This window comes from Massilia sp. CF038, from assembly GCF_900129765.1.
Lineage (GTDB): Bacteria > Pseudomonadota > Gammaproteobacteria > Burkholderiales > Burkholderiaceae_D > Telluria_A.
Map to the genome: position 1 here is coordinate 88,857 of NZ_FQWU01000007.1, position 12,847 is coordinate 101,703.

At 57.1% G+C, this 12,847-nt stretch carries 8 protein-coding genes, 1 tRNA gene and 1 pseudogene; all 10 read right to left on the bottom strand.

What is annotated here, in order from left to right:
* Positions 1–167: 167 nt before the first annotated feature.
* Positions 168–4,409 (bottom strand): DNA-directed RNA polymerase subunit beta', encoded by a 4,242-nt coding sequence (gene rpoC, locus BUC24_RS25455; RefSeq protein WP_073223387.1) that lies wholly within the window; start codon positions 4,407–4,409, stop codon positions 168–170.
* Between the two features lie 160 nt (positions 4,410–4,569).
* Complete coding sequence (gene rpoB, locus BUC24_RS25460; RefSeq protein WP_073223389.1) at positions 4,570–8,676, bottom strand: DNA-directed RNA polymerase subunit beta; 4,107 nt, start codon at positions 8,674–8,676, stop codon at positions 4,570–4,572.
* A 243-nt stretch (positions 8,677–8,919) separates the two neighbouring features.
* Positions 8,920–9,294 carry a 50S ribosomal protein L7/L12 gene (rplL, locus tag BUC24_RS25465; RefSeq protein ID WP_073223391.1) on the bottom strand — a complete coding sequence of 125 codons (375 nt, stop codon included), beginning with the start codon at positions 9,292–9,294 and terminating at the stop codon, positions 8,920–8,922.
* Between the two features lie 57 nt (positions 9,295–9,351).
* Positions 9,352–9,888: a 50S ribosomal protein L10 gene (gene rplJ / locus BUC24_RS25470; RefSeq protein WP_073223427.1), complete on the bottom strand. Its 537-nt coding sequence runs from the start codon at positions 9,886–9,888 to the stop codon at positions 9,352–9,354.
* Between the two features lie 259 nt (positions 9,889–10,147).
* Positions 10,148–10,843 (bottom strand): 50S ribosomal protein L1, encoded by a 696-nt coding sequence (gene rplA / locus BUC24_RS25475; RefSeq protein WP_073223393.1) that lies wholly within the window; start codon positions 10,841–10,843, stop codon positions 10,148–10,150.
* Complete coding sequence (gene rplK, locus BUC24_RS25480; RefSeq protein ID WP_073223395.1) at positions 10,843–11,274, bottom strand: 50S ribosomal protein L11; 432 nt, start codon at positions 11,272–11,274, stop codon at positions 10,843–10,845. Before rplK ends, rplA begins: the two co-directional genes overlap by 1 nt.
* 225 nt (positions 11,275–11,499) lie before the next feature.
* The gene (gene nusG, locus BUC24_RS25485) at positions 11,500–12,114 is read right to left on the bottom strand and encodes a transcription termination/antitermination protein NusG (RefSeq protein WP_073223397.1); all 615 of its coding nucleotides are present in this window, start codon (positions 12,112–12,114) and stop codon (positions 11,500–11,502) included.
* Position 12,115: 1 nt separating this feature from the next.
* On the bottom strand, positions 12,116–12,502 hold the full coding sequence (gene secE, locus BUC24_RS25490; RefSeq protein WP_073223429.1) for a preprotein translocase subunit SecE: 387 nt from the start codon (positions 12,500–12,502) through the stop codon (positions 12,116–12,118).
* A 35-nt stretch (positions 12,503–12,537) separates the two neighbouring features.
* Positions 12,538–12,613 (bottom strand) — tRNA-Trp (locus BUC24_RS25495).
* Between the two features lie 81 nt (positions 12,614–12,694).
* Positions 12,695–12,847: pseudogene (locus BUC24_RS25500) on the bottom strand (elongation factor Tu); the annotation flags it as partial.

Below are 12,847 nucleotides of genomic sequence, written 5' to 3' on the forward strand. Positions count from 1 at the left end.
CCAGGGAAAATATAGATTCCCAATTTAACACAACGATTTATTAAAGTGAAATTTGCTAGCCTTCATCCTTTTGCTTCGTCTCTGCAGGCTGGGAACGTGCGATTGGACAAACAAAAACGGCACCGGGATTGCTCCTCGGTGCCGTTTTCATGTGCGTGACTGGCGAGTTACGCTTCGTCGCCGCCGTGGTTCTGAATCGCGGTGCTGTCTTCGAGCGATTGCAGGTCAGCCGACATCGATGCTTTCTCCGCATCGAGCAGTGCCTTGCGCTCTTCGACTTCCCACGCTTCTTTTTCCTTCTTGGCGCGATGGAAGGCCAGACCGGTACCGCCAGGAATCAGGCGGCCGACAATGACGTTTTCCTTCAGGCCGCGCAGCGAATCGCGCTTGCCCATGATCGCCGCTTCGGTCAGCACGCGGGTGGTTTCCTGGAACGATGCGGCCGAGATGAACGAATCGGTCGACAGCGATGCCTTGGTAATACCCAGCAGTACGTTCTCGTAGGTCGCAGGGATCTTGCCCAGCGCGATCACGCGGTCGTTTTCGTCCAGCAGTTCCGAACGCTCGACCTGTTCGCCGACGATGTAGTTGGCATCGCCTGCTTCCACGATCTGCACACGGCGCAGCATCTGACGCACGATCACTTCGATGTGCTTGTCGTTAATCTTCACGCCTTGCAGACGGTACACGTCCTGCACTTCGTCAACGATGTAACGCGCCAGCGCTTCGATACCCAGCAGGCGCAGGATGTCTTGCGGATCGGCCGGGCCGTCCACGATCATCTCGCCCTTGTTCACTACCTGGCCGTCGTGTACCAGCACTTGCTTGTCCTTGGTGATCAAGAACTCGTGCTTGTTGCCGTCCATGTCCGTGATTTCCAGACGCTGCTTGCCCTTGGTCTCTTTACCGAACGCAACCGTACCGGTGACTTCCGCCAGCATACCGGCATCCTTCGGCGAACGCGCTTCGAACAGCTCGGCAACCCGTGGCAGACCACCGGTAATGTCGCGCGTTTTTTGCGATTCGGTTGGGATACGCGCCAGCACTTCACCGACCGACACTGCCTGACCATCTTTGACCATGATCAGCGCGCCAACCTGGAAGCCAATGGCCACCGAGTGCTCGGTACCGGCGATCTTGACTTCTTCGCCAGCTTCGTTCAACAGCTTGACCTGTGGACGCAGAGTCTTGGTCAGCGAACCGCGACGCTTGGCATCGATCGCCACCAGCGTTGCCAGACCAGTCACTTCGTCGACCTGACGGGCCACGGTCACGCCTTCTTCGACGTTCTCGAAACGCACCGTACCAGCGTACTCGGTGATGATCGGACGGGTCAGCGGATCCCAGGTTGCCAGGGCCGTACCGGCCTTGATGACCATGCCATCCTTGACGATCAGCGTCGCGCCGTACGGCACTTTATGACGCTCACGTTCACGGCCGTGGTCGTCCGTGATCAGCACTTCGCCGGAACGGGAAATGACGATCTGGGCGCCCTTGCCATTGGTAACGTAACGCATGGTCGCGGTGAAACGGATGGTACCGTTCGACTTCGCTTCCACCGACGATGCCACTGCTGCACGCGATGCCGCACCACCGATGTGGAAGGTACGCATGGTCAGCTGGGTACCAGGCTCACCAATCGACTGCGCTGCCACCACACCAACTGCTTCACCAGCGTTGACCAGCAGGCCACGGCCCAGGTCGCGGCCGTAGCACTTGGCGCACAAGCCGAAGCGCGTGTCGCAGGTCAGCGGGGTACGTACTTTGACTTCGTCGATCGACAGGCGTTCGATTTCTTCGACCATGTCTTCGTCCAGCAGCGTGCCGGCTTCGTACAGGGTTGCTTGCGTTTCCGGATTGACGACGTCGTGCACGTTCACACGGCCGAGGATACGGTCGCGCAATGGCTCGATCACTTCACCGCCTTCGACCATCGCCTTCATCAGCGCGCCGTTGGTGGTGCCGCAGTCGTCTTCAATGACCACCAGATCCTGGGTCACGTCCACCAGACGGCGGGTCAGGTAACCCGAGTTTGCCGTTTTCAGCGCCGTATCGGCCAGACCTTTACGAGCGCCGTGGGTCGAAATGAAGTACTGCAAAACGTTCAGACCTTCGCGGAAGTTCGCGGTAATCGGGGTTTCGATAATCGAACCGTCCGGCTTGGCCATCAGGCCTCGCATACCAGCCAACTGGCGAATCTGGGCTGCCGAACCGCGCGCACCCGAGTCGGCCATCATGTAAATCGCGTTGAACGATTCCTGGGTCGACTTGGTGCCGTCGCGCTTGACGACATCTTCCACTTTCAGCTGGTCCATCATGGCCTTGCCGACTTCGTCCGAGGTCTTGCCCCAGATGTCGACGACCTTGTTGTAACGCTCGCCTGCAGTGACCAGACCCGAAGCGTACTGCTGCTCGATCTGCTTGACTTCCGATTCCGCTGCCGAAATCAGGGTCACTTTTTGTGGTGGTACCAGCATGTCGTCGACGCAGATCGAGATACCGGCGCGCGTCGCGAGACGGAAACCGGACTGCATCAGCTTGTCGGCGAACACGACGGTGGCACGCAGACCGCACTTGCGGAACGACGTGTTGATCAGCTTCGAGATTTCTTTCTTCTTCAGAGCACGGTTCAGCACGCTGAACGGCAGGCCCTTCGGCAGAATCTCGGACAGGATGGCGCGGCCAACGGTCGTTTCGTAACGGGTGACCGTACGGACGAACTCGCCAGTCGTGGCATCTTTTGGATGCTCGACGATACGCACCGTGATGCGGGTCGTCAGTTCCACTTCCTTGTTGTCGTAGGCACGAATGACTTCCGACACGTCAGGGAACAGCATACCTTCGTTCTTGGCGTTGATCGCTTCGCGGGTCGCGTAGTACAGACCCAACACGATATCCTGGGAAGGCACGATCGACGGTTCGCCGTTCGACGGGAACAGAATGTTGTTCGACGCCAGCATCAGCGTGCGCGCTTCCATCTGTGCTTCGATCGACAGCGGGACGTGGACAGCCATCTGGTCACCGTCGAAGTCGGCGTTGAATGCCGCGCAGACGAGTGGGTGCAGCTGAATGGCCTTGCCTTCAATCAGGACTGGCTCGAAAGCCTGGATACCCAGACGGTGCAGCGTCGGCGCACGGTTGAGCATGACCGGGTGTTCACGGATCACGTCTTCCAGAATGTCCCACACGACCGGTTCCTGGATCTCGACCAGCTTTTTAGCAGCCTTGATCGTGGTTGCCAGGCCCATCAGTTCGAGCTTGTTGAAGATGAATGGCTTGAACAGTTCCAGCGCCATCAGCTTCGGCAGACCGCACTGGTGCAGTTTCAGCTGCGGACCAACCACGATGACCGAACGGCCCGAGTAGTCGACGCGCTTGCCCAGCAAGTTCTGACGGAAACGGCCGCCCTTACCTTTGATCATTTCAGCCAGCGACTTGAGCGGACGCTTGTTGGCGCCGGTCATCGCTTTGCCGCGACGGCCGTTGTCCAGCAGCGAGTCAACCGCTTCTTGCAGCATGCGCTTTTCGTTACGCGTAATGATTTCCGGCGCGCGCAGTTCCATCAGGCGCTTCAGACGGTTATTACGGTTGATGACGCGGCGATACAGATCGTTCAGATCGGAGGTCGCAAAGCGGCCGCCGTCCAGTGGTACCAGCGGACGCAATTCCGGCGGCAACACTGGCAGCACTTCCATGATCATCCAGTCCGGCTTGATGCCCGAACGCTGGAACGCTTCAAGCACTTTCAGGCGCTTGGCGTATTTCTTGATCTTCGCTTCGGACTTCGATTCCTTCAGTTCCACGCGCAGGGCTTCGGCATCGCGGTGGATGTCGATCGAGCGCAGCAGTTCACGGATACCTTCCGCGCCCATGAAGGCGGTGAAGTCGTCGCCGTACTCTTCGTACTTGGCGGCGTAATCGTCTTCCGACATGATCTGGCACTTCTTCAGCGGGGTCATGCCTGGATCGGTCACGACATATGCTTCGAAGTACAACACGCGTTCGATATCCCGCAGGGTCATGTCCAGGACCATGCCCAGACGCGACGGCAGCGATTTCAGGAACCAGATGTGCGCAGTTGGCGACGCCAGTTCGATGTGGCCCATGCGCTCACGACGCACTTTTGCCAGGGTAACTTCAACGCCGCACTTTTCGCAGATGACACCGCGGTGCTTGAGGCGCTTGTACTTGCCGCACAGGCATTCGTAGTCCTTGATCGGGCCAAAGATCTTGGCGCAGAACAGACCGTCGCGCTCTGGCTTGAAGGTACGATAGTTGATGGTTTCCGGCTTTTTAACTTCGCCGTAGGACCACGAACGGATTTTTTCAGGCGACGCCAGACCGATCTTAATCGCGTCAAACGTCTCGTTTTGCTGCACTTGCTTGAATAGATCGAGCAGAGCTTTCATGTATCACTCCAGGTGATTGAATTTCTAATTACGTCTAACTCTAACAGCACCCCTGACATCGTCCTCGCGGAGGCGGGGACCCATGGCACGGCAGATCTGATGTGCTATGGGTTCCCGCCTGCGCGGGAACGATGTCGGCAGCGGTGCCGTTACCGGCTACTTAATTACGTTCCAGGTCGATATCGATACCCAGGGAACGAATCTCTTTCACCAGCACGTTGAACGACTCAGGCATACCGGCGTCGATCACATGGTCGCCTTTGACCAGGTTTTCGTACACTTTGGTACGGCCGTTCACGTCATCCGACTTGACAGTCAACATCTCTTGCAGCACGTACGATGCGCCGTACGCTTCCAGTGCCCACACCTCCATCTCACCGAAGCGCTGACCACCGAACTGGGCTTTACCGCCCAGTGGCTGCTGCGTGACGAGCGAGTATGGACCGGTCGAACGCGCGTGCATCTTGTCGTCCACCAGGTGATGCAGTTTCAGTACGTGCATGTAGCCAACCGTGACCTTGCGCTCGAACGATTCACCGGTGCGACCGTCATACATGGTCACCTGGTTCTTCGACGGCGTCATGCCCAGTTGCTTGGCAATCGGTTCCGGGTAAGCCAGATCGAGCATGCGCTTGATCTCGGACTCGTGCGCACCGTCAAACACTGGCGTAGCGAACGGCACACCTTTTTTCAGGTTGTCCGCCAGCGTCATGATCTCGTCATCGCTGAAGCTGTCCAGGTCTTCCGACTTGCCGGTCTCGTTGTAGATCTGCGCCAGGAACTTGCGCAGTTCAGCAACCTTGGCTTGCGCTTTCAGCATTTCGCCGATGCGCAGGCCCAGGCCCTTGGCTGCCCAGCCGAGGTGGGTCTCGAGAATCTGCCCCACGTTCATACGGGAAGGCACACCCAGCGGGTTCAGCACGATGTCAGCTGGCGTACCGTCGGCCATGTATGGCATGTCTTCAACTGGCACGATACGGGAAACCACACCCTTGTTACCGTGACGGCCTGCCATCTTGTCGCCCGACTGCAGGCGGCGCTTGACGGCCAGGTAGACCTTGACCATCTTCTGCACGCCAGGCTGCAGCTCGTCGCCCTGGGTCAACTTCTTGCGCTTCTCTTCGAAGGCCAGGTCGAACTGGTGACGCTTCTCGGCGATCGATTCCTTGATCGCTTCCAGAGCGGTAGCAGCATCGTCGTCGGCAGGACGGATGTCGAACCAGTGGTATTTGTCCAGATCGTCCAGGTAATCCTTGGTGATCTTGGCGCCCTTGGCCAGCTTTTTCGGACCGCCGTTGACAACTTTACCGATCAGCATTTTTTCCAGACGCTGGAAGGCATCGCCTTCCACAATACGCATCTGGTCGTTCAGGTCGAGGCGGAAGCGCTTGAGTTCATCATCGATGATCTGCTGGGCGCGCTTGTCGCGGACGATGCCTTCACGGGTGAACACTTGCACGTCGATCACGGTGCCGACCATGCCCGAAGGCACGCGCAGCGAGGTGTCTTTCACATCCGACGCTTTTTCGCCGAAGATGGCGCGCAGCAGCTTTTCTTCCGGGGTCAGCTGGGTCTCGCCTTTTGGCGTGACTTTACCAACCAGGGTGTCGCCGGCCTGCACTTCTGCGCCGATGTAGACGATACCGGACTCATCCAGACGAGCCAGCTGGTTCTCAGCCAGGTTCGAGATGTCGCGGGTGATTTCTTCCGCGCCCAGCTTGGTATCGCGTGCAACGACGGACAGCTCTTCGATGTGAATCGAGGTGTAGCGGTCGTCTTTTACAACGTTTTCCGAGATCAGGATCGAATCTTCGAAGTTCAGACCATTCCATGGCATGAAGGCCACGAGCATGTTCTGACCCAGAGCCAGTTCGCCCAGGTCGGTCGATGCGCCGTCGGCGATCACGTCGCGCTTGGCGACGCGGTCACCAACCTGCACGATAGGACGCTGGTTGATGTTGGTGTTCTGGTTCGAACGGGTGTACTTGATCAGGTTGTAGATGTCCACACCGACTTCGCCTGCTTGCGCTTCGTCGTCGTTGACGCGAATCACCACACGGCCTGCATCGATGTAATCGACCACACCGCCGCGCAGTGCTTGCACGGTGGTACCCGAGTCAACGGCCACGGTGCGTTCGATACCGGTACCGACGAAGGCTTTCTCTGGGCGCAGGCAAGGTACGGCCTGGCGCTGCATGTTGGCACCCATCAATGCGCGGTTCGCATCATCGTGTTCGAGGAACGGAATCAGCGAGGCTGCCACCGAGACGATCTGGCCAGGCGCCACGTCCATGTACTGGATGCGCTCTGGGGATACCAGGATCGTTTCGCCAGCTTCACGGGCCGAAACCAGCTCGTCGGAGAGCGTACCTTTTTCGGAGATGGTCGCATTCGCCTGGGCGATGATGTAGCGGCCTTCTTCGATGGCGGACAGGTAATCGATCTTGTCGGTCACCACGCTGTTTTCCACCTTGCGGTACGGGGTCTCGAGGAAGCCGTATTCGTTCAGGCGGGCAAACAGAGCCAGCGAGTTGATCAGACCAATGTTTGGTCCCTCAGGCGTTTCGATCGGGCACACACGGCCGTAGTGGGTCGGGTGCACGTCACGTACCTCGAAGCCGGCGCGTTCACGCGTCAGACCACCAGGGCCCAGAGCGGAAACACGGCGCTTGTGGGTGATTTCCGACAGCGGGTTGGTCTGGTCCATGAACTGCGACAGCTGCGACGAACCGAAGAATTCACGGATCGCGGCCGAGATCGGCTTGCTGTTGATCAGGTCGTGCGGCATCAGGTTGTCCGCTTCGGCCTGGCCGAGGCGTTCCTTGACAGCGCGCTCAACGCGCACCAGGCCGGCGCGGAACTGGTTCTCAGCCAGTTCGCCCACGCAACGGACGCGACGGTTACCCAGGTGATCGATATCGTCGACTTCGCCGCGGCCATTGCGCAGTTCCACCAAGATCTTGATCACAGCCAGGACGTCTTCGTTCGACAGCGTCATCATGCCGGTCAGTTCATCGCGGCCAATGCGGCGGTTGAACTTCATGCGGCCGACAGCCGACAGGTCGTAGCGCTCAGGGCTGTAGAACAGGCCGTTGAACAGGGCTTCGACCGAGTCTTCGGTTGGCGGCTCGCCTGGACGCATCATGCGGTAGATGGCCACTTTGGCAGCCATCTGGTCGGCGGTATCGTCGATACGCAGGGTTTGCGAGATGTAGCCACCCTGATCCAGGTCGTTCGTGTAGAGCGTCTGGATTTCGGTGATGTTGGCTTCGCGCAGGCGGCCCAGCACGTCTTCGGTCAGTTCATCATTGGCGGACGCGACAACTTCGCCGGTCTCCGCGTCAACGATGTTCTTGGCCAGCACGCGGCCCAGCAGGTAGTCTTCAGGCACGGAAATGTGCTTGATGCCAGCTGCTTCGATATCGCGTACATGTTTGGCGTTGATACGCTTGTCTTTCAGGACCAGCGTTTTGCCGGACTTGTCGACGATGTCGAAACGCGCAACTTCGCCACGCAGGCGCTCGGCGACAAATTCCATTTCCGCGCCTTCGGAGCGCAGGTTGAAATTGTCGAACACGAAGAAGTTCGCGAGGATCTGCTCGTGCGACATGCCGATGGCTTTCAGCAGGATCGTCACAGGCATCTTGCGGCGACGGTCGACGCGGAAGAACAGGATGTCTTTCGGGTCGAACTCGAAGTCCAGCCACGAGCCACGGTAAGGAATGATACGGGCCGAGAACAGCAGCTTGCCCGAGGAGTGGGTCTTGCCGCGATCATGCTCAAAGAAGACGCCAGGCGAACGGTGCAGCTGCGAGACGATCACGCGCTCGGTACCGTTGATGACGAACGAGCCAGTGGTCGTCATGAGCGGCAATTCGCCCATGTAGACTTCCTGTTCCTTCATTTCTTTTACCACAGGCTTGGTTGGCGATTCCTTATCCAGAATCACCAGGCGCACCTTGGCACGGAGTGGCGACGCGAACGTCAGACCACGTTGTTGGCATTCCTTGACATCGAAAGCCGGGTCACCCAGGACATACGACAGGAACTCGAGGCGCGCAAAACCATTGTGCGACACGATAGGGAAAATCGAGGTGAAAGCCGACTGCAGGCCGTCATTCTTGCGGGTCGAAGGACCGGTATCGGCCTGCAAGAAGTTCTCGTATGATTCGAGCTGGGTAGCCAGAAGGAAGGGAACGTTGTGAACGTTGGCGCGCTTCGCGAATGATTTGCGAATGCGTTTCTTCTCAGTAAATGAGTAGTGCATGGACACTCCGTGAGTGACAGAAAGGATGAGAATTCAGGAATTGCCAGTGCGACCAACCACACGCAAGCCCTCAAGTCTCGAACTTCCAGCCAGATGATAAGAAGAACTGCTAATACTACCGCTTAGAACTTAAGCGTTACTTATGTTACAGGGACGACAAAAGAGCCAAAGCCGCATCCACTCCCTTTCGGGAGTGGACCGCAAGCTTTGACTCCGGCGCGAAACTTTGCGCCAACAACGGAATTACTTGATTTCGGCTTTCGCGCCAGCTTCTTCCAGCTTTTTCTTGCCGGCTTCTGCGTCTGCTTTCGAAATTGCTTCTTTCAGGGTCTTCGGTGCGCCATCGACCAGATCTTTGGCTTCTTTCAGGCCCAGACCGGTGATTTCGCGAACTGCTTTGATGACGCCAACTTTGTTTGCGCCGAAATCAGCCAGGATCAGGTTGAATTCGGTCTGCTCTTCAGCAGCAGCTGCAGGACCTGCAGCAGCGCCGCCAGCAACTGCTACTGCAGCTGCCGATACGCCGAACTTCTCTTCGAATGCCTTGACCAGGTCGTTCAGGTCCATTACGGACATTTCGCCAACTGCTGCCAGGATGTCGTCTTTGCTAATTGCCATTTGAAACTCCTAAGATTTTTGTATAGATTGGTTTTGACTAAAAAAGCGGCAGCGCTATTAAGCAGCTGCTGGGGCTTCTTCTGCTGGTGCTTCTGCAGGAGCAGCGCCTTCGCTCTTTTTGGCTGCCAGAGCAGCCAGACCACGTGCAAAGCTCGATACCGGCGTCAGCATCAGACCCATGATCTGGGCGATGAGGACTTCGCGGGACGGGATGCTTGCCAACGCGACAACAGCTGCTTTATCCAGCTGCTTGCCTGCGTAGTTACCTGCCGTGATGACCAGTTTGTCGTTGGTTTTAGCGAAGTCAGCGATGACTTTAGCTGCTGCAACGGCATCATCCGAGATCGAGTAGATCAACGGACCGGACATGGAATCGGCGAGGCCGGCAAACTGCGTACCCTCTACGGATTTGCGCGCCAGCGTGTTCTTCAGAACACGCAGGTACACACCCTGAGCACGCGCTTTGGCACGAAGTTGCGTCAAGTGACCAACCTGGATGCCACGATATTCGGCCACGACGATGGTTTGCGCAGTTGCTACTTTTGCGGAAACTTCGGCGACGACGGCCTTTTTGTCATTCAGATTGAGACCCACGGTCAACCTCCTAAAATGATGCGCGGCAAATGCCTTGCATCGGTTCGAACAACGGCGTCCGAAGTTTAGAAGTACAACTGGGCGGATGAATTCACGCAGCGGGACTAACAAAACTTGTTCGGGTGCACCATCTGCGTTGGGTGATGTATTAACCTCCGGCCTGCCTGCTGCCTTCAGCCCAACGGTCTTTGATTGTCTGCCCGGTCTTGCAACCGGACATCCCAAAGATTCGCCCCGACTTTCGTCGAGGACTTAATTCTTAAGCAGCCAGGGAACCCTGGTCGACGCGAACACCGGCGCCCATGGTCGACGAAATGGCAACCTTACGCAGGTAAACACCTTTCGACGATGCTGGCTTGGCCTTGTTCAGCGCTTCGATCAGCGCAACCAGGTTGGCTTTCAGATCCGCATCAGCGAACGACTTGCGGCCGATCGTTGCGTGGATGATACCTGCCTTGTCGGTACGGTACTGAACTTGACCAGCTTTCGCGTTTTTCACAGCGGTAGCGACGTCAGGGGTAACCGTGCCGACTTTCGGGTTAGGCATCAGGCCGCGTGGGCCCAGGATCTGACCCAGGGTACCAACGATACGCATGGTGTCTGGCGAAGCGATCACGATGTCGAAAGGCATGTTGCCGGCTTTAACCATCTCAGCCAGGTCTTCCATACCAACGATGTCGGCGCCAGCAGCTTTAGCCTGCTCAGCCTTGTCGCCCGTTGCGAACACAGCAACGCGAACGGTCTTGCCGGTGCCAGCTGGCAGCACGACGGAACCACGAACAACCTGGTCCGATTTCTTCGGATCCACGCCCAGCTGAACCGACACGTCGATCGATTCGTTGAACTTGGCGGTTGCGAACTCTTTGATCAGAGCAACTGCATTGTCGAAGGCGTAGGACTTGTTACGGTCAACTTTGGCCTTCATTGCTTTTACGCGTTTGGAGATCTTAGCCATTACACACCCTCTACCGTGATGCCGATCGAACGAGCGGAACCGGCGATGATGCGCACTGCGGCATCCATGTCGGCAGCGGTCAGATCCGGCTGTTTGATTTTTGCGATTTCTTCAGCTTGCGCGCGGGTCAGCTTGCCTACCTTGGTGGTATGTGGCGTTGGCGAACCTTTGGTGATGCCGGCGAATTTCTTGATCAGGTAGGTCGCAGGAGGCGTCTTCATCACGAAGGTGAAGGACTTGTCCGCGAAAGCGGTGATCACGACAGGAATTGGCATGCCTGGCTCTTGACCTTGAGTCTGAGCGTTGAAGGCCTTGCAGAATTCCATGATGTTCAAACCGCGCTGACCCAGTGCTGGGCCAATCGGTGGGGATGGGTTTGCTTTACCAGCTGGCACTTGCAGCTTGATAAAACCAATGATTTTCTTTGCCATGATGGCTCCTATCTTGGATGAGTAGTAGCGCCCCGCCGGTACAAGCATGGCAGGGCTCCTCTTATTAAGTTCCGCTTACTTACTTGCGACGCCTTAATTACGCGTTGACTTCTGATTCATCGCCCTCGTGAAGGCGGCGGTGCGACGCCTCGCGGCCTATAGCATGCAAGCTCAGCATGGGTCCCCGCTTTCGCGAGGACGATGTTGGCTCTGCTCCTGCTGTACTTAAACTTTCTCTACCTGGCCGAACTCGAGTTCGACTGGCGTTGCGCGGCCAAAAATGGTGACCGAAACACGCACTTTGGATTTCTCGTAATTGACTTCTTCGACATTGCCGTTGAAATCGGTGAACGGACCATCCTTGATACGCACTTGCTCGCCCACTTCGTACAGCACTTTTGGACGTGGCTTTTCGACACCTTCCTGCATTTGCTGCATGATCTTGTCGATCTCGCGCGCAGGAATCGGGGTCGGCTTGTTCGATTTACCGCCAATGAAACCGGTGACCTTGCTGGTGTTTTTCACCAGGTGCCAGGTTTCGTCAGTCATTTCCATCTCGACCAGCACATAGCCAGGGAAGAAACGACGTTCGGTGACCGACTTCTGGCCATTCTTGACTTCTACAACTTCTTCGACCGGCACCAGGATGCGGCCGAACTGGTCTTGCATGCCGGCGCGTTCGACGCGCTCGGTCAGTGCACGCATGACGCTCTTTTCCATACCGGAATAGGCGTGCACGACATACCAACGCTTATTGCTGACTGGCACGCTCAGCGCTGCGGAAGCGTCTTGAGCCGGGACGTCGTCACCGGCTGCATCGTCTTTCACATTTTCGCTCATCTTATTTCCAGCCCAGGATCCAGTCGTACAACACTTTTTGGAGAATCTGATCCGTGCCCCAGAGGAACAACGCCATGATCAGCACGAAGCCGAACACGATCAGGGTGATCTGACGGGCTTCTTTATGCGACGGCCAAACGACCTTCTTGGTCTCGCGCACGGATTCTTTGGCGAAGTTCAAGAAATCGCGGCCCGTAGCGGAGGTCCACAAAAGCAGGACGGCAAAAACCAAACCAGCCACGAGTGCGCCTGCGCACATCAAAGCTGGTTTATTCTGGCCTTTCAGGTAAAAGAACCCGACTACGCCTGCAATCGCGGCAACTACTGCCAGTGCGACTTTAATCTTGTCGTTCGACGTGCTGACGGTTTGCACGGATTGATTAGACATACTTTTTTTACTTTCGGTGCCCTGCACCAGAACGGTGGCAGGGACGGAGGGCATCGAACCCCCAACCTTCGGTTTTGGAGACCGACGCTCTGCCAATTGAGCTACGTCCCTACGTAAAACTTCAGTGGAATCGATTATTTTACCACCGGACGCGCGCCCGGTGGCAATTTAATGATTTCAGCGATATCGCTATTAGGCGATGATCTTTGCTACAACGCCGGCGCCAACAGTACGGCCACCTTCGCGGATCGCGAAGCGCAGACCTTCTTCCATTGCGATCGGGTTGATCAGCTTGACGGTGATCGACACGTTATCGCCTGGCATAACCATTTCTTTGTCCGCTGG

Excerpts from the sequence above, each read along its gene's own strand:
- rpoC (WP_073223387.1), bottom strand. The coding sequence starts at position 4,409 with ATGAAAGCTCTGCTCGATCTATTCAAGCAAGTGCAGCAAAACGAGACG.
- rpoB (WP_073223389.1), bottom strand. The coding sequence starts at position 8,676 with ATGCACTACTCATTTACTGAGAAGAAACGCATTCGCAAATCATTCGCG.
- rplL (WP_073223391.1), bottom strand. The coding sequence starts at position 9,294 with ATGGCAATTAGCAAAGACGACATCCTGGCAGCAGTTGGCGAAATGTCC.
- rplA (WP_073223393.1), bottom strand. The coding sequence starts at position 10,843 with ATGGCTAAGATCTCCAAACGCGTAAAAGCAATGAAGGCCAAAGTTGAC.
- rplK (WP_073223395.1), bottom strand. The coding sequence starts at position 11,274 with ATGGCAAAGAAAATCATTGGTTTTATCAAGCTGCAAGTGCCAGCTGGT.
- nusG (WP_073223397.1), bottom strand. The coding sequence starts at position 12,114 with ATGAGCGAAAATGTGAAAGACGATGCAGCCGGTGACGACGTCCCGGCT.
- secE (WP_073223429.1), bottom strand. The coding sequence starts at position 12,502 with ATGTCTAATCAATCCGTGCAAACCGTCAGCACGTCGAACGACAAGATT.